The sequence below is a fragment of the Phenylobacterium sp. genome, from assembly GCF_036263695.1.
Taxonomy (GTDB): domain Bacteria; phylum Pseudomonadota; class Alphaproteobacteria; order Caulobacterales; family Caulobacteraceae; genus Phenylobacterium.
Window position 1 is genome coordinate 1 of record NZ_DATAGM010000345.1, and the last position, 22151, is coordinate 22151.

Consider the following 22151-nt stretch of genomic DNA (forward strand, 5'->3'; position numbering starts at 1 on the left):
CCTTTCACATCGAGGCGCCGGACGGCTGGACCCAGGGGCGCACCCTCTACGGCGGGATGACCGCGGCGCTGTGCGCCGAGGCGGCGCGGCGCAAGTTCGGCGAGCTTCCGCCGCTGCGCTCGGCGCAGTTCGCCTTCACCGGGGCCGCGGCCGGACGGCTGCGCTTCGACCTGAAGCTGATCCGGCAGGGGCGTTCGTCGTCGTTCGTGGCGGTGGACGCCCATGCGGACGGGGGCCAGGTGGCGCGGGCGCTGCTGGCCTATGGCGCGGCCCGGGAGAGCCAGGTCGCCCACGACAGCGCCGCGATCCCAGACGTCCCCCGCCCCGAGGATTGCCCGCCGTTCTTCGATGCGCCGCGCGGCGGCTTCTTCCAGAACTTCGAGATGCGACTGGCGACGGGCGCGCGGCCGCTGGCCGGGGGCGAGCCGGCCTTCACGGTGTGGGTCCGTCACCTGGACGACGCCGGGGTGGATCCCGTGGTCTCGCTGCTGGCGCTGGCCGACAGCCTGCCGCCGGCGGCGATGGTCGCCTTCCCCGCCCCGGCGCCGATCAGCACCGTCACCTGGTCGGTGGACATCCTGCAGCCGGTGGAGGCCGGCGACTGGCGGCTGCTGAGTTCGGCCAGCGAGCAGGCCGCCGAGGGCTACTCGGTGCAGGCCATGTCGCTCTGGACTCGGGAAGGGCGGCGGACCGCGGTCGGCCGCCAGACGGTGGCGATCTTCGCCTGACTCTAGGTGGCCGGGGGCGACCAGTTACGGCGCAGTCCGGCGATGAACTCCGCGCGGACGGCGTCGAGGTCGACCTTGTCGGGGGCTATCAGCCACTGGCGCATGACGCCGCGCAGGGTGGCGAGGATCAGCACGCCCTCGGCCTCGGGATCCACGTCGGCGCGGATCTCGCCGCGGCGGATAGCGGCGCGGATCTGATAGACGAAGCCGGCGGCGCTCTCGTGGTCGAGCTGGGCGATGGCGGGCGCCAGTGCCGGCCGGTTGAGGGCTGCGTTGAGCACCTCGTGGAACGCCCGCAGGCGCGCGCCGGACTGGCGGTTGTCGTCGATATAGAAGGCGATCCCGTCGATGAGCGACTCGAGGCCGCCCGCTCCGGAGCCGCCCGGAGGTCCGGCCTCCATCCGGCGGCGATAACCCTGCACCAGGTGGTCGGCGACGGCCAGAATGAGGTCTTCGCGGGAGCCGAAGTAGTGCGCCGGCAGCGCGCGGCTGTAGCCGGCCGCCTCGCCCGCCTCGGCCAAGGTCAGCTGGTCGATGCCGCGTTCGGCGATAATGTCGACGGCGGCCTGCAGGATACGCTGCTCGGCTTCGGCCCGGCGCTGGGCCTGGGTCCGCCCGAGGGCGCGAGCCGGCCGTTCCTCGGATTCCGATTCTAACGCCATGTCAGACAGATGGCCGGTTTGCCGATTTCGCGCAACAGCGGCGCGGCGCCCGGGCCTTCCGCCACGTCATGCGCCAGCTGTCGAGTCCCGCGCCTCACGCGCCAGCGCCTCGCGGTCGTCCGGGTGGGCGATGGCGATCAGCCGGGCGATGCGCTCGCGGATCGGCTGGCCGCGCAGCTCGGCGACCCCGTGCTCGGTCACCACAAGGTCCGCGTCAGACCTCGGCGTCGTCACCGTGCCCGAGGCGAGCCTCGCGACGATGCGCGCCGCGCCGCGCCGGGTGCGGGACGGCAGGGCGATGATCGCGCGTCCGCCCTCGGCGGCCAGAGCGCCGCGGACGAAATCCGCCTGACCGCCCACCGCGCCGACGAAGACCCCGTCCGCCAGTTCCGCCCCCACCTGCCCGGTCAGGTCGACCTCCAGCGCCGAGTTGATGGCGGTGAACCTCGGCAGCTGGGCCAGGACGGCCGCGGCATGGGTGTATTCCACCGGCTCGATCAACAGGTCGCGGCGGCCGTCGGCGAAGCGGTATAGCGCCTCCGAGCCGAGCAGCGAACCGGTGACGCTGATCCCTGCGAGCTCGCGCTTGGCCGCGTTGGTGATGACGCCCCGTTCGATCAGGTCCGCCACCCCGTCGCCGACGATGCCGCTGTGCAGGCCGAGATCCCGGTGCCCGCCGAGGGCGCCGAGCACCGCGCCGGGGAGCTTGCCGACCCCCAGCTGCAGGGTGGCGCCGTCGGGGACGAGCGCGGCGACATGGGCGGCGATCCTTGCCTCGACCTCATCCGGCGGGCCGGCCGGCTGCGTCACCAGCGGTCGGGAGACCTCGACCATCAGCTCGGCGCGGGCCGCATCGAAGCTTGCTCGCGAGGCGGTGCGAGGCGCGAGGGCATTGACCTCGGCGACCACCGCGCGGGCCCGGGCCAGCGGGGCGGCGACATAGCCGCAGGCGCCGCCGAAGCTGTGGCGGCCGTCCGCGTCCGGCGGGCTGACCTGCGCCAGCACCACATCCGCGGCGAGCGGCCCGTCGGTCAGCAGGCGCGGCAGCTCCGAATAGGCGCACGGGATGACCTCCATCACGCCCGCCCGGCAGAGCTCGCGGTTCGCGCCGATGCCGCCCAGGCCGAAGAACTGGATGACGTCGGCGTGCTCGGGCCGCACCACGCCCGAATAGCTGCCGCCCAGGAAGACGCGGAAGCGGCCGATCTCATGCCGCTGGGCCAGCAGCCGCTCGATCAGGCTGACCGGCTCGCCCGCGCCGGGCGTCCACACCACCATGTCGCCTGGCCGCACGATTTGGGTGAAGTCGACGTCGTTCAGCAGCGCGGGCCCCTTCGTCATCGCTCAGATCCCGGACGGAAGGCGGACCGCCCGCCAGGGTGGCGCCGGCCGCTCCTGCGGCGCCGCTCCCAGCGACCCGTGTTCACTGTATTTTATGCACAAGTAGGTTTGCGCACGGAGGTGCGCCCTGTTGTCGCGGCGGCGGCATTCGTGCCCTCGCTGTTGAATTGCAAGCGAATTGCCCCAAGTGGTTAACATCACTCGAAACTCGCAGTTTAGATGTGCGACAGTTTTTCAAACGCGTGGTATGTTTCAACTCGAGGGATTGCGGGACCTTCTTTGGAGACCCTTATTGGGCCTGGAAATAGATTGATCCCGGTAAGCGGGTAGTCCAAACGTCGGCTACCCAACAGGAGACTATCCCAAGTGGCGGAACCTTCCACCAAGTCGCCTGATCCGATGGACGTCGCGCTCGGCGCGGCCGTCCGGATTCGGCGTCGGACCATCGGCATGTCGCAAGAAGCGCTCGCCGAGCAGTGCAATGTGAGTTTTCAGCAGATCCAGAAGTACGAGAACGGCGCGAACCGGATCTCCTTCTCGCGCCTGGTGCAGATCGCCCGGGCCCTGAAGTGCCGCGTCGTCGACCTGCTCGAGGTGCTGGACACGCCCGACCGGGAAAATACGGCCGAGCTGGACTTGCTGGGCCGCATGCGCACGCCTGGCGCGCTGGAGCTCTTGTCGGCCTACGAGCGGATGCCGGCCGAGGCGCGCTCCTCGCTCGTCAACATGCTCAAGGCGATGACCGCCGCCCCGCCCGCTCAGGCCGAGGCGGCCAAGGAAGTCGCCTAGGCATGCACGGCGGCCGACGACTCTAGGCCGCTTCGGCGCCCGCTGACAGCCGGGCGATCTCGCCCAGCAGGGCGGCCGGCAAGATCGGCTTGGCGATGTGGCCGTCCATGCCCACCTGCCGATATGCCTCGATCTGGTGCGCCATCACGTTCGCCGTCGTGGCGAGGATCGGCGTCTGCGCGGCTGGCCCGGGCAGGGCGCGGATGCGGCGAGTGGCCTCGAAGCCGTCCATCACCGGCATCTGGATGTCCATGAAGATCAGGTCGTAGGTCTTGGCCGACGCCCGGCTGACGCCCTCGGCGCCATCCTCGGCGGTGTCCACCTCCGCGCCCAGCGCCCCCAGCATCCGAGTGGCGACCAGCCGGTTGGTGGCGTTGTCCTCCACCACCAGCACCTTCAGCCCCTGCAGCCAGCGCTCGCCGGCGGGGTCGACGGGCACGGGCTCGGGGGCCTCGCAGGCCGGGGCCGGCAGGTCGATCCAGAAGGTAGATCCGCGTCCTTCCCGGCTCTTGAAACCGATCCGGCCGCCCATCTGCTCGGCCAGCGCCCTGGTGACGGCCAGGCCCAGGCCGGAGCCGCCGAAGCGGCGGGTGGTCGAGCCGTCGCCCTGCTGGAAGCGCTCGAACAGCTTCAGCTGGACCGCGACCGGGATGCCGATCCCGGTGTCCTCGATTTCGATGCGCAGCCGCTGGCGCTCGCCGCGGCCGCGGGTCGCCAGCCGCATGCGGACGCCACCCGCCTCAGTGAACTTCACCGCGTTGCCGAGCAGGTTGAACAGCATCTGCCGCAAGCGGATCGGGTCGACCCGCGCCCAGCCGGCGTCGGCGGGCGCTTCGGCCAGCAGGTAGAGGCCGCGGCTCTCGGCTTCCGGCCGCAGCATTCCGGCCACGACGTCGAGGGCGGCCGACAGTTCCACGGGCTCGGGGGAGAACTCGACCTTGCCGGCCTCGACCTTGGAGAAGTCGATGATGTCGTCGAGCAGCTGCGACAGGGTCGAGCCGCAAGCCAACGCCTCCTCGATCATCCTGAGGTCGCCGGGCGGCAGGGCCTCGGCCTTGAGGATGTGCAGCACGCCCAGCACGCCGTTCATAGGCGTGCGGATCTCATGGCTGATGTTGGCCAGGAACTGCGCCTTGGCCTCGGCGGCCGCAAGGGCCGCGTCGCGCGCGTCCGCGAGCTCGGTGATGTCCTGGGTGATCACCAGCACGTCCCAGTCGCCTGTGTGGCGCCGGGCCAGGCCCTGCCAGGTGGCGCGCACGCGCCGCCAGCCGCCCTCAACCCGCACCCGATATTCCACCGCCGCCGCACCGCCGGAGCGCCGGGTCTGGTCCCAGGCGAGCTCGACCGCGTCAATGTCGTCGGGATGGACCGTGTCGCGCCAGCTGACGCGGGTGACCTGCTCCTTGGGCTCGCTCGAGAGCGGGTCCACGTCCGCGATCTGGGCGACCGCGTCGTAGCGGAACACCTGGATGCCGGCCGCTTGGCCGAGGAACTGGGCGATCCGGAAAGCCTGCTGAGTGTCGGCCTGTCGCCGTCGCTCCTGGGTGATGTCGTGCAAGGCCACGAGCGCGCGCCCGTCACGCGCACGTTTCGCCCGCTTGCGCATCCACAGCCAGCCGCCCGTTTTGGACAACAGGCGGTTCTCGAAGGTCGCCGACCCGGCGGCGGCCAGCGCTTCGCCGGCGGCGGCGAGCCCCGCCGTGTCCTCCGGATGCATGAAGTCGGTGTAGTTGCGCCCGATTGTCTCTTCGGGCGTCCAGCCGGTGAGCGCCGTCCACGCAGGGTTCACCCGTTCGATGGCGCCATCCTTGACCACCACGAAGCCGTCGACGGTATGCTCGAAGAACCACGCGGCCGCTTCCCAATCGGCCAACTCAGGTCCTGCCGGGTCCCTGCCCATTTACCAACGCCCCCCACTCGGCAGGCCCATTGATCGCAACAAGTGTGAAGGATTTCTTGGTTCGCGCCATACGCGAGCCGCTAAGCGGCTGATTTTTCGAAGATGGCGCCCTCCTGGGGTGACTCACGGTGGAGGAGCACTCGGAACAGTTGAGTAGCCTGCGTGGTGAACGCCTCACCCGCCGTCCAGAACGGCGTCGATCACCGCCTTCGCCTCCGCGCTGGTCCAGTCCGCCTCGCCCGCGAGCCGCGCGCGCTCTACGCCGTCTGGGCCGTAGATCACCGTCGTCGGCATGCCGGGCGCCGGGGGCGTGAGCACGAAGGAGATCTTCCGCTCGCGGTCGATGTAGAAGTCGAGCGGGGCGTGTTTGGCGATGAAAGCCTGGGCCTTCGCCAAGTCGTCGGCCTGGTCGACGCTGACCGTCACCACCTTCACCGGCTTGCCGGCGTAGCTCTTCTGCAGCGCCGCCAGGGTGGGCATTTCGAGAACGCAGGGTGCGCACCAGGTAGCCCAAATGTTCATCACCACTACCTGCCCCTTGAAGTCGGCGATCCGCACCGGATTGCCGCCGACGTCGTAGAAGACGTGGCTCGGTGCGCGCGCGGGCTCGAGCGGGACTTCGAGCTTGGCCATCTCGCCCTTGGCAAGGCGTTCCAGGTCGCCGCCGCCGCTGGGTTTGATGAGAGCGGCGCCGATGATGTAGAGAACCGCCGCGACGCCTAAAGCGGCGGCGCCCCACAGCGCCCATTTCAGGAAACCGCCGCTGGGTTTCGCCGCCGGATTTTCGCTCATATGTCGGACTCTTCCTCGATGCCCCCAGCCAAGCCGCCCTCCGGCCAAGCGATGTGGGGCGGGCGCTTCACCGCCCGGCCGGATGCGCTGATGCAGGCGATCAACGTCTCCATCGGGTTCGATCGCCGGCTGGCGGAGCAGGACCTGGCCGGATCCCGCGCGCACGCGGCGATGTTGCGCAAGCAGGGCGTCATTTCAAGCGAGGACGAGGCCGCCATCCAGCGCGGGCTGGAGGAGATCGGCCGCGAGATCGCCGAGTGCCGCTTCCCGTTCCGGGAGGAGTTCGAGGACATCCACATGAACGTGGAGGCCCGGCTCGCCGAGCTGATCGGTCCCGCCTCGGGCCGGCTGCACACCGCGCGCAGCCGCAACGACCAGGTGGCGCTCGACTTCCGCCTGTGGGTCCGCGAGGCCTGCGACCGCACGCTGGAGCAGCTCAGGGGCCTGCAGCGGGCCCTGGTCGCCAAGGCCGAGGCCAACGCCGAGACCCTGATGCCCGGCTTCACCCACCTGCAGCCGGCCCAGCCCGTCACCTTCGGCCACCACCTGATGGCCTATGTGGAGATGTTCGGGCGCGACGCCTCCCGGTTCGCCGACGCCCGGGCGCGGATGAACGAGAGCCCGCTGGGGGCCGCGGCCCTGGCCGGCTCGCCGTTCCCCATCGACCGCCACGATACGGCCCAGGCGCTGGGCTTTGCTGCGCCGATGGCCAACTCCCTGGACGCCGTCTCCGACCGAGACTTCGCGCTCGAGGCGCTGGCGGCGGGGTCGATCTGCGCGACGCACCTGTCGCGGCTGGCCGAGGAAATCGTGATCTGGATGACGCCGCAGTTCGGCTTCGTGAAGCTGTCGGACGCCTTCACCACCGGCTCGTCGATCATGCCGCAGAAGAAGAACCCCGACGCGGCCGAGCTGGTGCGCGGCAAGGCCGGGCGCGCGCTGGCCGCCTTCACCCAACTTTCGGTGGTCATGAAGGGCCTGCCGCTGACCTATTCGAAGGACATGCAGGAGGACAAGGTCCCCACCTTCGAGGCCTTCGACTCGCTGGAGGTCTCGCTGGCGGCGATGACCGGCATGATCGCCGACCTGGAGCCGGTCCCCGAGCGGATGGCGGCGGCGGCCGGCGCGGGCTTCTCCACGGCCACCGATCTCGCCGACTGGCTCGTGCGCAAGCTGGACCTGCCGTTCCGCCAGGCCCACCATCTGACCGGCGCGGCGGTGAAACGGGCCGAGGCGCTGGGCGTGGACCTTCCCGGCCTGCCGCTCGCCGAGCTGCAGAGCCTGGAGCCCCGGATCACGGCCGACGTTTACGAAGTGCTGAGCCCGGCCGCCTCGGCGGCCAGCCGCAAGAGCTACGGCGGAACGGCGCCGGACCAAGTGCGCGCGCAAGTCGCGCGCTGGAAGGAGATCTTGAGATGACCCCGCGCCTCGCAATCGCCGGCCTGATCGCCGCCACGGCCCTCGCCGGCTGCGGCAAGACGGGCGAGCTCCAGCGCCCGGGCCCGCTGTTCGGCGCCGGCCGGGCGACCACCGCCGACGCGGACGAAGCCGAACGCTCGCAGGATCCGTCGCGGCCGGTCGACACCGTTGATCCGCGCGACCGCACCGCCGACCCCGCCCCGCCGCGGACCCTGCCCATCGAAGGCGGCCCGCAGGACCCCGGCCGGGCCCCGCCGCAAGGCGTGCTGCCAGACCCGTACAACAACCCGCGCCGATGAATCACTTCGAGCTGACGGGGGGCGAGCTCGCCTGCGAGGGCGTGCCGCTGACCCGCATCGCCGATGAGGTCGGCACCCCCGTCTACGTCTATTCCACCGCCACCCTGGAGCGGCACTACCAGGTGCTGCGCGAGGCCCTGGTCGGCGCCGGCCTCGGCGAGCCGCTGATCGCCTATGCGGTGAAGGCCAACTCCAACGTCGCGGTGCTGCGCACGCTCGGCCGGCTGGGCGCCGGGGCGGACACCGTCTCCGAGGGCGAAATCCGCCGCGCCCTGGCGGCCCAGATCCCGCCCGATCGCATCCTCTTCTCCGGCGTCGGCAAGACCGAGCGCGAGATCGCCTTCGCCCTCGACGCCGGGGTGCTCGAGATCAACATCGAGTCCGAGCCGGAACTGGAGCTGGTCGAGAAGGTCGCGCGCGGGAAGGGCGTTCGGGCCGCCGTCGCGCTGCGGGTGAATCCCGACGTGCGGGCCGGCGCCCACGACAAGATCTCCACCGGCCGGGCCGACTCCAAGTTCGGAATCGCCCTCGGCGACGTGGAGCGGCTGTACGCCAAGGCCTCCAACAGCCCGGGCCTGAAGCCCGTGGGCCTGGCCTGCCACATCGGCAGCCAGATCTCCGACCTGGTGTCGATGGAGGAGGCGGCCCGAAAGATGCGCGGCTTGGTCGAGAAGATCCGCGCCGACGGCATGGGCCTCGAGCGGCTCGACCTCGGCGGCGGCCTCGGCGTGCCCTACTTCAACCAGCCCGAGCCGCCGCCGCCGTCCGAGTACGCGGCGATGATCGCCGGCGTGGTGAAGGGACTGGACGTGCAGCTGGCCTTCGAGCCCGGCCGGATGATCGCCGCCAACGCCGGCGTGCTGCTGGCGCGCGTGCTCTACACCATCGCCCGGCCGGACGGCCGCCGCTTCCTGGTGCTGGACGCGGCGATGAACGACCTTTTGCGGCCGGCCATGTACGAGGCCTACCACGACATCCGTCCGGTGAAGCCCCGGAAGGGCGAGGTGCTGCCCTACGACGTCGTCGGCCCGGTCTGCGAAACCGGCGACACCTTCGCCCGCGACCGCCTGCTGCCGCCGCTGGAGCCCGGCGACCTGGTGGCCTTCATGACCGCCGGCGCCTATGGCGCGACCATGTCCAGCGAGTACAACAGCCGCCCGCTCGTCGCCGAGGTGCTGGTGAAGGACGAGAAGTACGCCACCGTGCGCGCCCGGCCGTCCTATGAGGACATGCTGTCGCGGGAGGCGGCCCCCGACTGGCTCTGAGGTTGCCGCAAGCTGTACCGTTGCCTAAAGGTTAATGCGGCGGATAGGAGCGGCCTCGCAGCGGGCCGACCGCCATGGTGACTAGGGTGGGACCATGCACATCTTCGACATCGTCAAATCCGTCCTGCTCTGCCTCGCGCTCGGCCTGTTCGTCGGCGCGAGCGCGGCCATCGGCGCGCGGGTGTTCGGCATCGAGCCGGCCCCGCCGGGCGTGTTCGGGGCGATCGTCGGCGTCCTCGCCGCCGCGTTGATCGTGCGGCGCGGGCGAGAGGCCTGAGGCCCTCTCTGCTGGCGCGCCTAAGCCGACCCTCAACCTTTTTCCCTTAAGCGCTTCGCCAGGAGGCGCCTGGTGGGTTTCGCAAAGCTGCTGATCGGATGGGCGCTCTCGATGGCGATCTACGCCGCCATCACTCACGCCTGGTATGCCGCCAAAGCGCAAGCGACGAGCGGCTTTGCCGAGGGCCTGCTGGGGCTCGGCATCCTACTGGCCATTCCGAGCTTCATATTCGCTCTGATCGTGGGTTGGCCCACCATGGCGTGGCTGGCCAGCCTGCGCCCGGCGTGGCTCGTTCCGTTCGCTGCGGCGGCGGCGCTTGCCTTGATCATGTGGCTGCTGACGACGCTCATGCTGCCCGCCGGCTGGCGCGGGGCCGGACATGCCCTCGTCGGCTATGCCGCGGTGCTGGGACTTGTCCTGGGATGCCTCAACCTCGCCTCGGCGCCCGGCAGATAGGCCCTCAGTCCAGCGCCCCAACGTAGGGCAGCCCGCGCAGTTCGCCGGCCCTATCCATCCCGTAGCCGACCAGGAACCTGGCCGGCGCCTCCCAGGCCACGAAGTCGGGCTCCATGGCTCTCGCCGTGGGCCAGGGCTTGCGGGCGAAGACGGCGGTGAGGACGTCGGCGGCGCCGGCGTCGCGGACCAGGCGGGCCGCTTCGCTGAGCGACAGGCCGGTGTCGAAGACGTCGTCCAGCACCAGCGCCTTGCGGCCCATCAGGGGTCTTTGCAGGTCGGCGCGGACCTCGCAGCGGCCGAGGCTGGCGCGGGCGTCGCCGTAGGAGGCGAGCCACAGGGCGTCGAAGCGGACGTTGCGGCCGGCGCGCGCCAGGGCGCGGGTCAGGTCGGCGGCGAACCACAGGCCGCCGGTGAGCAGGCAGACGGCGACGGTCTCGTCGTCGGTGCGCGGAGCGATCTGGCGCGCGAGGTCGTTCACGCGCCGCTGCACCTCTTCCTCCGTCAGGAGGACGGTCGGGGCTTCAGCCATGCGGCGTTAGAGCGTGCGCGGAGTCCGCGGGCAAGGGCTGGGCTTCCGCCGGGCCGGGCGCATGGACCGCCGGCGCGGGCTCCAGGCTCTTGCGCAGCGAAAGCGAGCCCGCGCCCTCCGTCTTGACGTGGGCGGCCATCGGCGTCTGGCCGGAGCCCGGGGCCATGGCGGTGGCGAAGCTCACCTCCAGCTCGGCAGCTGTGGACGGCGGATCGGGGATGATAAGGCCGAAGTGCCGCGACTGGCCGGGAGGGATGCGCGGGTCGGCGGGACGGGCGATCTTGGTCACCAGCGGGCGGCCGTCCTTGTTGACGAGGATCATCTTGAGCGGCGGCGAAGTGATCGTGCGGCCTTCCACGTTGCGGATCGTGCCGGTGACAGAATAGGCGGCATGGCCGTCCTTTAGCGCCGTCTCGACCGTCAGCCCCTCGATCGCCAGGCCCAGCTGGTTCACCGGCATGCCGACGCTGGCGTAGGCCGCCGCGGTCCTCGGCCACAGCCGCACCACGTCCACCCGGAAGACCAGGGCCGCGCCGATGGTCAGCACGATCACCGCCGCCATGCCGGCCCAGACCACGCCCACCGTCACCAGCTCGCGCATGCGGCGGGACGTCTCGGTCTTGGCGCGGAACACCTTGGGCAAAGCTTCGCCCGGCAGCTCGGCCAGGGGCGCTTCCTCGAACTCGATCTCGTCGGCGTCCCGCGGGGCCTGGGCGGCTTCGTCCTCGCCCTCGACCAGCTCCAGTTCGGGCTCGGCGTGGGCGGTCCAGCGCTTGCCGCAGGACGAGCATTTCACCGTCCGCCCGTCAGGCGGGATCTTCGCCGCGTCGACGAAATAGCTGGTGGCGCAGTCGGGACAGGTCAGTATCATGACAGCCGAATCGGACGCTCCAGCAACCTCCTCCGAGGTCGCCGATTTCGGCCTTCATGTCCAGAAACCCTCACGCCGCACTGGCGCAAGACGCCGAAACGGCCATTGTCCGCTTCGATGATGTCTCGATGCGCTATGGCCGTGCTCCCGAGACCTTGAAGGACCTTTCCTTCTCTTTAACCCCAGGGTCTTTCCACTTCCTCACCGGCCCGTCCGGCGCGGGGAAAAGTTCGCTCCTGAAGCTCATCTATCTCGCCGCCCGCCCCTCGAAGGGCCTGCTGCACCTGTTCGGCCAGGACGTGAGCCGCGCGCCCGCCGCCGAGCGGCCCGCGTTGCGGCGCAGGATCGGAGTGGTGTTTCAGGAGCTGCTGCTGCTCGACCACCTTACCGCCTTCGACAACGCCGCCCTGCCGCTGCGGATCGCCGGCGGCCGGCCGGACGAGTACCGCCAGGACGTGGCCGAGCTGCTCACCTGGGTCGGCCTGCGCAGCCGCATGCACGCCATGCCCGCCACCCTGGCCGGCGGCGAGAAGCAGCGTCTGGCCATCGCCCGGGCTGTGGTGGCGCGGCCGGAGATCCTGCTGGCCGACGAGCCCACCGGCAACGTCGACCACGAGATGGCGGTGCGCATCCTGCGCCTGTTCGTCGAGCTGAACCGGCTGGGCACCACCATCGTCATCGCCACCCACGACCAGGACATGGTGGCCCGCTCGGGCATGCCGGTGCTGCACATCGAGGATGGGCGGCTGGTCCACCACGGCCTGCCGAGGGCCGGCGATTGAGCGACTTCTTCGACCCGGTCCGCTGGAAGCCCGCGCCCTTCCTGCCGACGAGCGATGCGCGCGACGGCGCCCTGACCTTCGTCATCGCGGTGCTGTGCTTCCTGGCGTGCCTGACGGCGCTGGGGGTGATCGCCGCCGACCGCGCCTCCCGCGGCTGGACCGACCAGCTGACCGGCGAAGCGACCGTCGTCGTCCGGCCGAAGAGCAACGAGACCCCCGACTCCGCCGCGGCCCGGGCCGCCGAGACCCTGGCCGGCGTCCCCGGCGTACAGGAGGCGCGGGCTATCGAGGCCGCGACCGCCGAGGCGATGATCGCCCCTTGGCTCGGCGACGTGGCCGACCTGGAGGACTTGCCGGTCCCGCGGCTGGTGGCCGTGGTCCTCGATCCCGAGCGGCCGGCCTCTTCCCAGGCCATGGACCGGGCGCTGAAGAGCCAGGGCCTGGACGCCATGGTCGACGACCACAGCGCCTGGATGGAGGACATCCAGCGCGCCGCCGGCATGACCCGTTGGATCGGCGCGGCCATCTTCCTGATGATCGCCGCCGCCGCCGGCGCAGTCGTCACCTTCGCCACGCGCGCGGGCATGGCCGCGCGTCGCGAAGTGGTCGAGGTCCTGCACCTGACCGGCGCCGAAGACGCCTTCATCGCCCGGCTGTTCCAGACCCGGTTCGCGCTGATGGCCGCCCGGGCGGGCTTGCTCGGCGCAGGCGCCGCGGCCATTGTCGGGGCGGGTCTACGTCTGGCGGGGGGCGGCGCGGGCCTGACGCCGGTGCTTCCGGTCGCCTGGAGCGATCTTCTGGCCGTCCTTCCCTGTCCCCTGGTGGCGGCGGCCGTGGCCGCGGTGGCCGCCCGCGTCACCGCCGCGGCGTTGATCCGGGAGCTGGTATGAGGACGATCGCGGGGCTTCTGGTCCTGGCCATGATCTGGGCCGTAGGGCTGTGGGCCTTCGTCGAGCGCGTAGAGCGCTCGGCCCCTGCGCCCGATCCCCGGCCCGCCGACGGGATTGTCGCCCTGACCGGCGCCGGGTCCAACGAGCGCATCGGCGCGGCGATGAAGCTGCTGGAAGGCGCCAAGGGCCAGCGGATGCTGGTCTCCGGGGTCAACCGCGAAGCCAGCCGCGAGGACATCCGCCACGTCTCCGGCGCGGTGCGCCGGCTCTACGACTGCTGCGTGGACTTGGGCTTCGAAGCAGCCGACACGGTCGGCAACGCCAAGGAGACGGCCGAGTGGGCCCGGGCCATGCGCTACGACAGCCTGATCGTGGTGACCGCCGACTACCACATCCCCAGGGCCATGCTGGAGCTGCGCGGGGCGATGCCGAACGCCGAGCTGCAGGCCTATCCGGTGCGCACCTCGGTGATCGACGCCTCGCGCTGGTGGCGGACCGCCAGGGGTGCGCGGCTGATGGTGATGGAATATTCCAAGTACCTGGCGATCCTCGGCCGCGAAGCCGTCCTCAGCCTCGGCCCCCGCCGAGAGGAGGAGCCCGCCTCGCCTGCGCAGGAGCCCGCCGCCCGATGATCATGGCCCGCTCGCTGGCCTTCGCCGCCTGCTTCTACCTGTGGTCCGCGCTGCTGGCGATCGCCGCCACGCCTCTGCTGCTGGGGCCGGCGCGCTGGACGCTGTCGCTGTTCGCCTTCTGGTCGCGGGGCATCAACGTCCTGCTGCGAGTGCTCTGCAGCATCAGGGTGGAGGTGCGCGGGCGCGAGCACATCCCCACCGGTGCAGCGCTGGTCGCGCCCAAGCACCAGTGCATGCTCGACGTCTTCGCCTCCTTCGCCGAGCTGCCGGCCACCGTCTATGTGATGAAGAAGGAGCTGGCCTGGATCCCCTGGTTCAGCTGGTACGCCAAGAAGGTCCGAACCATCGTCATCGACCGGGCCGGCGGGGCGACCACCCTGCGCCAGATGGTGCGCGAGGCGCTGGTGCGGTTCGAGGAAGGCCGCCAGCTGGTGATCTTTCCGGAAGGCACCCGCACCCAGCCCGGCGCCAAGGGCGACTACAAGCCGGGCATCGCCGGCCTCTACCGCGAGCTGGACGTGCCGGTGCACCCGGTGGCCACCAACTCCGGCGTCCACTGGCCGGCCCACGGGTTCAAGCGCTACCCCGGGACCATCGTTTTCGAGTTCCTGGAGCCGATCCCGCCCGGGCTCAAGCGCGCCGAATTCATGCGCATCCTCGAGGAGCGGATCGAGACCGCATCGATGAAGCTGCTCTCGGAATAGACCCCTCCCCGCTTGCGGGGAGAGGCCTGAGATTACGGCAGCGCCTCTTCCTCTTCCGACCCGCCGCGCGGGGTGTGGGCCGCCATGGCCAGCTCGCGCGCCTGCACCATCTTCAGCAGCTGCTCCATCGAGGCGTCGTGGATGGCTTCCTCGCGCAGGTGCTCAACAAGGTCCCGCAAGTAGTCGACGTTCGGGCCCGACAGGCCGACTGCGCCGGCGATCAGCTCGGCCTGGCGCTCCAGCGACAGCACTCCGGCCCACTGCGGGTGGCGGGTGTCGGATAGGAAGACCAGGGTCGGCACGCGCCGGCCGTCGGCCAGCCGCACGTGGGCGGCGCTCTCCACATAAGTCTCGGTGGGCTGCTCGCGCTCACGAAGGTAGGCGTAGACCTCCGGCCAGTCGGCCTCTGACACCAGATAGGCCACGCCGCGGGTCGAGCCGCCGGGCGCCAGGCCCAGCACCAGCCCCGGCCGCTGGTAGGTGCCGCGGTGGTGGACCGAATAGATGCAGAAGGCGCGCCGGCGTCCGTGTAGGGTGGCCGGACGGCGCCCTTGATAGGCGAAGCCCGGACGCCACATCAGCGAGCCGTAGCCGAACACCCACCGACCCTGGTCCACGCGAAACCCCTCCGACACGAGCGCACATGTCTCTGCCCGATACCGATCCCGGCCGCAAACCGCGGCGCCTCGGCCTGATCCTGCCGTTCGTCCTCGCCCTGATCCTGATCGTCGGCTGGTCGGCAGGCTGGTTCTGGCTGCGCGGCCAGGCGACGGCGCAGATGGACGCCCAGGTGGAACAGATGCGCAGGTCCGGCTACGAGATCGCCTGGAAGCAGCGCGCCGTCGGCGGCTTCCCCTTCCGGCTCAACGTCAGCCTCACCGAGGCGCGCATCCGCGAGCCCTCCGGCTGGGCACTGGCGGCGCCGCGGCTCGAAGCGCAGGCGAAGGTCTATTCGCTGGGCGACTGGATCGCCGCCGCGCCCGACGGCCTGACCTTCACGCGGCCCATCGGCGGGCCGGTGGAGATGAAGGGCCGGCTGATCCGGGCGAGCATCGGCGACCTGTCCGACAGCCCGCCGAGCTTCTCCTTCGAGGGCCGCGGCCTGACCTTTGCGCCGGGCGCCGGCGCCCAGCCGTTTGCTTTGTCCGCCGCCGAACTGGTGGAGGTGCACCTGCGCGCCATGCCCGAGGACCAGGGCGTCGTCCGCTTCCGGGTCGATCAGGGGAAGGCCAGGCTGGCGGGCCTCTTCGCGCGCATCGCCGGCGAGAAGCCGGTGTCGATGATTTTCGAAGGCGTGATGAGCGAGGCCAGCAACTTCCGTGGCCGCGACTGGGCCTCGGCGGTGCGCGCCTGGACCGACGCCGGCGGCCAGATGAGCGTGCGCCAGGGCGGGATCACCGCCGGGGAGGCGCTGATCGGCGCCCAGAGCGGGACCCTCACGGTCGGGACAGACGGGCGGCTGCGCGGCACGCTCGACGCGTCGCTGCAGCAAGCCCCCAAAGCGCTGGAGGCCATGGGCGAGACGGGGGTGATCCCCGAGGATGCGGCGATGGCGGCCTCCATCGTGGCCCGGGCCCGCGCAATGGGCGGCGACCTCGCCAGGGCCACCCTTACCTTCCAGGCGGGCCAAACGACGCTGGGACCGGTGGCTGTTGGGCCCGCGCCGCGGGTCTATTGAACCCTTCTGAGCGCGCATAAGGCCGCAGCGGAGGAAAGAAATTGCGCAGCTGGCGGGATTGACCTAGGTCGCACGCTTCGTCTTCGGGGGAAGATATGGCCGACGCGGAGTCCAAGCCCGCCGCCCAGTCGCTCGACGTTGTGAGAGCGCGCATTGACGAGATCGACGCCGAGCTGCTGCGGCTCGTGGACGAGCGCGCGGGCCTGGCGACCGAGGTCGCCAAAGCCAAGGCCGCCGCCGGCGAGGGCGACCGCTTCGCCCTGCGCCCGGGCCGCGAAGCCCACCTGCTGCGCAAGCTCCTCGCCCGCGGCCGCCGGGCCGCCTCGCCGACCCTGATCGTGCGCATCTGGCGCGAGTTGATCGGCGACAGCCTCTCCCGCCAGGGCCCCTTCCACCTCTCCGTTTGGGGCGGCTCGCGCGCCGTGGAACTGGCCCGCGCCCGCTTCGGCGCCGCCCCGCGCCTGGCGCTGGCCGCCAAGCCGGAAGACGCTCTCGCGGCCGCCAGGTCTCTGGGCGGCGTCGCGGTGATCGCCCTGGCCCGCGACAGCGCCTGGTGGGGCCGCCTGCTGGCCGAGCCGAAGCTGAAAGTCTTCGCGGCCCTGCCGTGCCTGGCCTCCTGGGGCCCGATGTCGGCGCTGGCGGTCGCCGAGGTCGATGTGGAGCCCACCGGTTCCGACGTCACCTTCTGGGTCACCGACGCGTCGGGGCCCGCCGCCCCGATCCTCACCGCGCTCAGCCGCGACGGCGTCGCCGCCAGCCTGATGGTCGAGGCGGGCGGCCTGAAGCTCTTCACCCTGGCCGGCTACTACATGGCGGACGATGAGCGGCTAGCCCGGGCGCCGGGGGGCTTGAGCGGCGTGATCGGGGCTGCGCCGTCGCCGCTGGACGTGTAAGAGGCGGCTCAGCCGTCATGACTGAAACGCTTTCCCCCGACGAGCGCGCCCGCGCGCCCCGCCCGCTGCCCAAGCCCGGCATCCTCGACATCGCCCAGTACGTGCCGGGCAAGTCCGCCGCCGAGGGCGTCGCCGATCCGGTCAAGCTGTCTGGCAACGAGAACATCCTCGGATCCTCGCCCAAGGCGCGCGAAGCCTACGCCTCGGCCGTCCACCAGCTGCACGTCTATCCGGACGGGCGGGCGACCGTCCTGCGCGAGGCCGTCTCGGCTCACTTCCGGCTGCCGCCTCAGAACCTGGTGTTCGGCTGCGGCTCGGACGAGCTGCTGCACCTGATCGCCCAGGTGTTCCTCGAGCCCGGCGACAACATCGTCCAGGCCGAATACGCCTTCGGCGCCTACGGCATCGCCGCCCGCGCCTGCCAGGCCGAGGTGCGCAGCGCCGCGGAGCCCAACTTCCGCATCGAGGTGGACGGGCTGCTGAACCTGGTCGACGAGCGCACCCGCCTGGTGTTCGTGACCAACCCGGCCAACCCCACCGGCACCTTCCTCACCGGCGAAGAGCTGCGCCGTCTGCAGGCGGGCTTGCCGCCCAGTGTCGTGCTGGTGATCGACGCCGCATACTGCGAGTTCGCCGACGACCCGAACTTCGACATTGGCCTGGAGCTGGCCCAGGAGGTGGAGAACGTCATCGTCACCCGCACCTTCTCCAAGCTGCACGGCCTAGCGGCGCTGCGGGTCGGCTGGGCCTATGCGCCGGAGCCGATCATCGATGCGATCGAACGCATCCGCGCCCCGTTCAACGTCAACATCCCGGCCCAGTTGGCCGCCGTCGCATCGCTCGGCGACGCGGCGTTCCAGCAGAAGTCCATCGCGCTGGTCCGCCAGTGGCGGCCCTGGCTTGTCCAGCAACTCGGCGGGATCGGGCTCGACGTCGTCCCCAGCCAGGCCAACTTCATCCTGGTCGGCTTCCCGCCAGGCAAGAGCGCGGCGGAGGCCGAGGCCTTCCTCGCCAGCCGTGGCCTGATCATTCGCGGGCTCGCCGGCTACGGCCTGCCGAACCACCTGCGCCTGACCATCGGCCTGGAGGAGCACAACCGGGCCATGGTCGAGGCTCTCGCCGACTTCCTGAAAGCCTAGCCGTGGCAGAGATCATCTATCCCCGCATGGCGGTGATCGGCTGCGGCCTGATCGGCTCGTCCGTAATCCGCGCCGTCCGCCGGGCCGGCGTGGCGCAGACCATCGTTGTCGCCGACGCGAGCTCGGCGGTTCGCGACCGGGTGGCCGAGCTGGGCCTATCCGACGAAGTGACGGGCTCGGTCGCCGAGGCGGTGAAGGACGCCGATCTCGTCGTGCTGGCGGTGCCGGTGCTGGCCATGGAGACCGTCGCCAAGGCCGCCGCCGGGTCGCTGAAGGCCGGCAGCACGGTCACCGACGTGGGCTCGGTGAAGGGCCAGGTCTCCGACGCGCTGGTCCGGAACCTGCCCGACAGCGTGTTCATCGTTCCCGGCCACCCGATCGCCGGCACCGAACAGTCTGGTCCGGACGCCGGCTTCGCCGAACTGTTCGACAAGCGCTGGACCATCCTCACCCCCCTGCCCCGTCAGGATGACGCCTACCTGGAGGCGGTGCAGCGGCTGGCCGACTTCTGGACCGCGCTGGGCGCCAACGTCGACCGCATGGACGACAAGCACCACGACCTGGTGCTGGCCGTCACCAGCCACCTGCCCCACCTGATCGCCTACAACATCGTCGGCACGGCCGCCGACCTGGAGGAGGTCGCCCGGGCGGAGGTGATGAAGTACTCGGCCGGCGGCTTCCGCGACTTCACCCGCATCGCCGCCTCGGACCCGACCATGTGGCGGGACATCTTCCTGGCCAACAAGGACGCGGTGCTGGAGATCCTCGGCCGGTTCACCGAGGACCTGCAGGCCCTGTCGCGCGCCATCCGCTGGGGCGAGGGCGACAAGCTGTTCGAGCTGTTCTCCCGCACCCGGGAGATCCGCCGCGGGGTCATCGCCGCGGGCCAGGAGAGCCCCGAGCCCAACTTCGGCCGCGACCGCGAACGGCACTAGTCCGAACGCCGTTACGGCAATACGTCTGCAACATCGGCGCGGCCATCTCCGCCGGTCCAGTCGAGGAGCCGTCCCTTCCATGCGCATTGTCATCGCCGCCGCGGCGCTCGCCGCCTTCGCCACCGCCGCCTCGGCCCAGGGATTCGACCCGGCCGCCGTGTTCAAGCAGTTCGACGCCAACAACGACGGCGGCATCAGCAAGGACGAGTGGACCGCCGCCGGCCGTCCCGCCGAGCGCTTCGACGCAGTCGACGCCAACAAGGACGGCAAGGTCAGCCAGGAAGAGCTCACCGCCGCCATCCAGCGGATGATGCAGCAGGGCGGGCAGTAGCCTGAAAACATGCCGGCGTTCGGCGCAGCCGCTTGAGGCGGCCCGCCGGCGCGGGTAGCTTCCCTTCGCCGGGCCGGCGCGGGCGCCCGGTGAGACGGCTTCAGCCGTCCAAGACCCGCTCCAATGGCCCGCCTCAGGCGGAGCTGGGAGCGCGAGCATGGATGTCGGCAAGGCCGTGGAAAACGCCACCACTTCGAAGAGGCCGCACGGGCTCGTGCCCTTCGGCGAGGCCGTGCGCGTCTGGGCGCGCATCGCGGCTCTGAGCTTCGGCGGGCCTGCGGGCCAGATCGCCGTCATGCATCGTATCCTGGTGGAGGAGAAGCGCTGGCTGGGCGAGCGACGGTTCCTGCACGCCCTCAACTACTGCACGCTCCTGCCCGGGCCCGAGGCGCAGCAGCTGGCCATCTACATCGGCTGGCTGATGAACCGCACGGCCGGCGGTCTTGCGGCAGGCGCCCTGTTCGTGCTCCCCGGCTTCGTCGCCATCATGGCGCTCAGCATCCTCTACGCCCTCTATGGCCAGCTGGGCCCGGTCAGTGCGCTGTTCTTCGGGCTCAAGGCGGCGGTGCTGGTGGTCGTGGTGCAGGCGGTGATCCGGGTCGGGAGCCGGTCGCTGCGCAACCCGGTGATGATTGCGCTCGCCGGCGGCGCCTTTGTAGCCATCTACGCCTTCGACGCGCCCTTCCCGCTGATCATCCTCGCCGCCGCCGTCATCGGCTACTTCGGCGGCCGAGCCGGCTTGGCCGCGTTTCAGGCGGGCGGCGGCGGCCATGGGCCGAAAGCGGCCACCCATGTCGACGACGCCGACACCCTGCTCGGCGAGGAGACGCCCGACCACGCGCGGCCGAACCTTTCCTGGGCGCTGCGCATCGGCGGCGTGCTCCTGTTGCTCTGGCTCGTCCCGGTATTGGCGCTGGGGACCCTGCTCGGCTGGAACAACGTCTTCTCCCAGATCGCCGTCTTCTTCTCGAAGATGGCGGTGGTGACCTTCGGCGGCGCCTACGCCGTCCTCGCCTACGTGGCCCAGGAGGCGGTGGAGACCTTCGGCTGGCTGCGGCCAGGCGAAATGTTGGACGGCCTCGGCATGGCCGAGACCACGCCAGGCCCGCTGATCATGGTCACCCAGTTCGTGGGCTTCATGGGCGCGTTCCGCGGCGCGACTGGGCTCGATCCGCTGGCGGCGGGGATACTCGGCGGGATTCTCACCACCTGGGTCACCTTCACCCCCTGCTTCCTGTGGATCTTCCTGGGCGCGCCATTCGTCGAGGCGCTGCGCGGCGCCAAGGCGCTTAACGCGGCCCTGGCGGCCATCACCGCCGCGGTCGTCGGCGTGATCCTCAACCTCGCCGTCTGGTTCGCCCTGCACGTGGTGTTCGCGCAGGTTCTTGAGGTTGGCGCAGGGCCTCTGAAGTTGGACGTGCCCGTGCTCGCGTCCGTGAACTGGGCCAGCCTCCTCCTCTCCCTCGCCGCCGCCGTGGCCGCGTTCCGCTTCAAGGTCGGCGTGATCCCGCTGCTGCTGGCCTGCGCCGCGGCCGGCGTGGCGCTGCACCTGGCGGGAGTGGTCTAGGCGGCCTTGCTACCTCCCCCGGGCAGCGGCGGGAGGTAAGGTCGGCGCTCGGGCCTGTGTCGCCGCATCCTTCTTCAGGAACTCGGCGATGGTCTCGATGGCCTCGACGAGGCTGACGCGCTGGAGGGTGACGCCCTCGGGCAGGCCGGAGAACAGGCGCGTGGGTGCGGCCGCATCCAGCATCACGAAGACGCCCTTATCGTCGGCCCGGCGGATCAGCCGGCCGAAGGCCTGGGCGATGCGGGCCCGGGCCACCGCATCGTCGTAGCCCTTGCCGCCGAAGCGGGTGCGGCGGGCCTTGTGCAGGATGTCGGGCCTGGGCCACGGCACGCGGTCGAAGACCAGCAGGCGCAAGGAGCGGCCCGGCACGTCCACCCCGTCGCGCACGGCGTCGGTGCCGAGCAGGCAGGCGTCCTCCTCGGCCCGGAAGATGTCGACCAGGGCGCCGACCTCCAGCGGGTCCACGTGCTGGGCGTAGAGGGCCAGGCCTTTGTCGGCGAGCGGGGCGGCGATCTTCTCGTGCACGGCCCGCAGGCGCCGGATGGCCGTGAACAGGCCCAGCCCCCCGCCGCCAGCAGACAGGAACAACTCGCGCATCGCCGCCGCGACCTGCCGCGGGTCGTCGCGGCCGACGTCGGTGACCACCAGGGCGCGGGCGTTGGACGCATAGTCGAAGGGCGAGGTCAGCCGGATGGTCTTGGGCCGGTCCGGCAGTCGCGCCGCCCCGGTGCGCATCTCGGCCAGGGCGAACGGATCGTCCAGCGTGGGGTCGGCCAGGGTGGCGCTGGTCACCAGCACGCCATGAGCCGGGGCGATGACGGCGTGCGTCAGCGGCTCGGTAGGGTCCACCCAGTGGCGGCGGCAGGCGGCGTCCACCACCCGGCCGTAGAGGAAGGTGGCGTCGAACCAGTCGACAAAGTCGGGGTCGTCCTCGGCGTCCTCGTCGATGGCCCGCAGCATCGAGCGCCAGGCCGGCAAGGTCATGCGGGCGCGCCGGTCGAGGCCGCGCAGCGCGCCTTCGATCCGGGCCCGGTCGCCGGGGGCGAGCGTCGCAGCCTCCTCGTCCAGCAGGTCCTCCAGCGCGCGGGCCAGCGCCAGGAGGGGCGCCTCGATCCGCCCCAGGGCCTCGGCCGCCTCGCGGGCGCTCTCGCGGACCAGGTCGATCGCCGGCCGCGCCTGGCACTCCATTCCGACCTCGGACGGCGCGGCGCGAGCCCGCAGCTGCTCAAGTACGGCGACCAGGAAGCGCTCGACCGGGCCGTTGGGGTTCAC

Annotated in this window: 25 protein-coding genes; 17 read left to right on the plus strand and 8 right to left on the minus strand. The window is 71.1% G+C overall.

Features of this window, described 5'->3' with window-relative positions; all coding sequences use genetic code 11:
• Positions 1 to 728, plus strand: a 728-nt coding sequence (locus tag VHK87_RS13830) for a thioesterase family protein (protein ID WP_329635471.1), incomplete at its 5' end; no start/stop codon positions are given.
• 2 nt (positions 729 to 730) lie between these two features.
• On the opposite strand, the gene VHK87_RS13835 is transcribed toward VHK87_RS13830, so the two are convergent.
• Positions 731 to 1390, minus strand: coding sequence for a TetR/AcrR family transcriptional regulator (locus VHK87_RS13835; protein WP_329635472.1), 660 nt, complete (start codon positions 1388 to 1390; stop codon positions 731 to 733).
• A 66-nt stretch (positions 1391 to 1456) separates the two neighbouring features.
• Positions 1457 to 2731 carry an acetyl-CoA hydrolase/transferase family protein gene (locus VHK87_RS13840; protein WP_329635473.1) on the minus strand — a complete coding sequence of 425 codons (1275 nt, stop codon included), beginning with the start codon at positions 2729 to 2731 and terminating at the stop codon, positions 1457 to 1459.
• 366 nt (positions 2732 to 3097) lie between these two features.
• Here VHK87_RS13840 and VHK87_RS13845 point away from each other — a divergent pair, with 366 nt between their 5' ends.
• Positions 3098 to 3520: a helix-turn-helix domain-containing protein gene (locus tag VHK87_RS13845; protein ID WP_329635474.1), complete on the plus strand. Its 423-nt coding sequence runs from the start codon at positions 3098 to 3100 to the stop codon at positions 3518 to 3520.
• 22 nt (positions 3521 to 3542) lie between these two features.
• Here the strand turns inward: VHK87_RS13845 and VHK87_RS13850 are convergent, their stop codons facing one another.
• Both VHK87_RS13850 and VHK87_RS13855 read right to left on the minus strand, forming a co-directional pair.
• Complete coding sequence (locus VHK87_RS13850; RefSeq protein ID WP_329635475.1) at positions 3543 to 5393, minus strand: ATP-binding protein; 1851 nt, start codon at positions 5391 to 5393, stop codon at positions 3543 to 3545.
• Between the two features lie 201 nt (positions 5394 to 5594).
• Positions 5595 to 6212, minus strand: coding sequence for a TlpA disulfide reductase family protein (locus VHK87_RS13855; RefSeq protein ID WP_329635476.1), 618 nt, complete (start codon positions 6210 to 6212; stop codon positions 5595 to 5597).
• Here VHK87_RS13855 and argH point away from each other — a divergent pair, their 5' ends adjacent.
• The 5 genes from argH to VHK87_RS13880 all read left to right on the plus strand — a co-directional run bounded on the left by argH (position 6213) and on the right by VHK87_RS13880 (position 9928).
• Positions 6213 to 7631 carry an argininosuccinate lyase gene (gene argH / locus VHK87_RS13860; protein WP_329635477.1) on the plus strand — a complete coding sequence of 473 codons (1419 nt, stop codon included), beginning with the start codon at positions 6213 to 6215 and terminating at the stop codon, positions 7629 to 7631.
• Entirely contained in the window at positions 7628 to 7930 is a 303-nt protein-coding gene (locus tag VHK87_RS13865) for a hypothetical protein (RefSeq protein ID WP_329635478.1), read from the plus strand. Before argH ends, VHK87_RS13865 begins: the two co-directional genes overlap by 4 nt.
• Positions 7927 to 9195 carry a diaminopimelate decarboxylase gene (gene lysA, locus VHK87_RS13870; RefSeq protein WP_329635479.1) on the plus strand — a complete coding sequence of 423 codons (1269 nt, stop codon included), beginning with the start codon at positions 7927 to 7929 and terminating at the stop codon, positions 9193 to 9195. Before VHK87_RS13865 ends, lysA begins: the two co-directional genes overlap by 4 nt.
• A 94-nt stretch (positions 9196 to 9289) precedes the next feature.
• Entirely contained in the window at positions 9290 to 9472 is a 183-nt protein-coding gene (locus tag VHK87_RS13875) for a hypothetical protein (RefSeq protein WP_329635480.1), read from the plus strand.
• Positions 9473 to 9544: 72 nt separating this feature from the next.
• A complete protein-coding gene (locus VHK87_RS13880; RefSeq protein ID WP_329635481.1) occupies positions 9545 to 9928 on the plus strand; it encodes a hypothetical protein in 384 nt (127 codons plus the stop codon).
• A gap of 4 nt (positions 9929 to 9932) precedes the next feature.
• Here the strand turns inward: VHK87_RS13880 and VHK87_RS13885 are convergent, their stop codons facing one another.
• Complete coding sequence (locus tag VHK87_RS13885) at positions 9933 to 10457, minus strand: phosphoribosyltransferase (protein WP_329635482.1); 525 nt, start codon at positions 10455 to 10457, stop codon at positions 9933 to 9935.
• Entirely contained in the window at positions 10450 to 11328 is an 879-nt protein-coding gene (locus VHK87_RS13890) for a DUF3426 domain-containing protein (RefSeq protein ID WP_329635483.1), read from the minus strand. The genes VHK87_RS13885 and VHK87_RS13890 overlap by 8 nt, the downstream gene beginning before the upstream one ends.
• Before the next feature lie 56 nt (positions 11329 to 11384).
• Here VHK87_RS13890 and ftsE point away from each other — a divergent pair, with 56 nt between their 5' ends.
• Genes ftsE through VHK87_RS13910 form a run of 4 tightly spaced genes read left to right on the plus strand, consistent with a single transcriptional unit; the run spans position 11385 to position 14336 of the window.
• Positions 11385 to 12110 (plus strand): cell division ATP-binding protein FtsE, encoded by a 726-nt coding sequence (ftsE, locus tag VHK87_RS13895; RefSeq protein ID WP_329635484.1) that lies wholly within the window; start codon positions 11385 to 11387, stop codon positions 12108 to 12110.
• On the plus strand, positions 12107 to 13000 hold the full coding sequence (locus VHK87_RS13900; protein ID WP_329635485.1) for an ABC transporter permease: 894 nt from the start codon (positions 12107 to 12109) through the stop codon (positions 12998 to 13000). The genes ftsE and VHK87_RS13900 overlap by 4 nt, the downstream gene beginning before the upstream one ends.
• Positions 12997 to 13632, plus strand: coding sequence for a YdcF family protein (locus VHK87_RS13905; protein WP_329635486.1), 636 nt, complete (start codon positions 12997 to 12999; stop codon positions 13630 to 13632). Before VHK87_RS13900 ends, VHK87_RS13905 begins: the two co-directional genes overlap by 4 nt.
• Positions 13629 to 14336, plus strand: a complete 708-nt coding sequence (locus VHK87_RS13910; protein ID WP_329635487.1) for a lysophospholipid acyltransferase family protein — start codon at positions 13629 to 13631, stop codon at positions 14334 to 14336. Before VHK87_RS13905 ends, VHK87_RS13910 begins: the two co-directional genes overlap by 4 nt.
• A 32-nt stretch (positions 14337 to 14368) precedes the next feature.
• On the opposite strand, the gene VHK87_RS13915 is transcribed toward VHK87_RS13910, so the two are convergent.
• A complete protein-coding gene (locus tag VHK87_RS13915) occupies positions 14369 to 14953 on the minus strand; it encodes a gamma-glutamylcyclotransferase (RefSeq protein ID WP_329635488.1) in 585 nt (194 codons plus the stop codon).
• Between the two features lie 26 nt (positions 14954 to 14979).
• Here VHK87_RS13915 and VHK87_RS13920 point away from each other — a divergent pair, with 26 nt between their 5' ends.
• The 6 genes from VHK87_RS13920 to chrA all read left to right on the plus strand — a co-directional run bounded on the left by VHK87_RS13920 (position 14980) and on the right by chrA (position 20879).
• Positions 14980 to 16014 (plus strand): DUF2125 domain-containing protein, encoded by a 1035-nt coding sequence (locus tag VHK87_RS13920; protein ID WP_329635489.1) that lies wholly within the window; start codon positions 14980 to 14982, stop codon positions 16012 to 16014.
• Between the two features lie 95 nt (positions 16015 to 16109).
• On the plus strand, positions 16110 to 16907 hold the full coding sequence (locus VHK87_RS13925; protein ID WP_329635490.1) for a chorismate mutase: 798 nt from the start codon (positions 16110 to 16112) through the stop codon (positions 16905 to 16907).
• 17 nt (positions 16908 to 16924) lie between these two features.
• Entirely contained in the window at positions 16925 to 18046 is a 1122-nt protein-coding gene (hisC, locus tag VHK87_RS13930) for a histidinol-phosphate transaminase (protein WP_329635491.1), read from the plus strand.
• A gap of 2 nt (positions 18047 to 18048) precedes the next feature.
• Positions 18049 to 18981 (plus strand): prephenate/arogenate dehydrogenase family protein, encoded by a 933-nt coding sequence (locus VHK87_RS13935; protein WP_329635492.1) that lies wholly within the window; start codon positions 18049 to 18051, stop codon positions 18979 to 18981.
• 79 nt (positions 18982 to 19060) lie between these two features.
• The gene (locus VHK87_RS13940; RefSeq protein WP_329635493.1) at positions 19061 to 19312 is read left to right on the plus strand and encodes an EF-hand domain-containing protein; all 252 of its coding nucleotides are present in this window, start codon (positions 19061 to 19063) and stop codon (positions 19310 to 19312) included.
• A gap of 157 nt (positions 19313 to 19469) precedes the next feature.
• The gene (chrA, locus tag VHK87_RS13945) at positions 19470 to 20879 is read left to right on the plus strand and encodes a chromate efflux transporter (protein ID WP_329635494.1); all 1410 of its coding nucleotides are present in this window, start codon (positions 19470 to 19472) and stop codon (positions 20877 to 20879) included.
• A 9-nt stretch (positions 20880 to 20888) separates the two neighbouring features.
• Here the strand turns inward: chrA and VHK87_RS13950 are convergent.
• A partial coding sequence (locus VHK87_RS13950) for a helicase C-terminal domain-containing protein (protein ID WP_329635495.1) occupies positions 20889 to 22151 on the minus strand: 1263 nt, incomplete at its 5' end.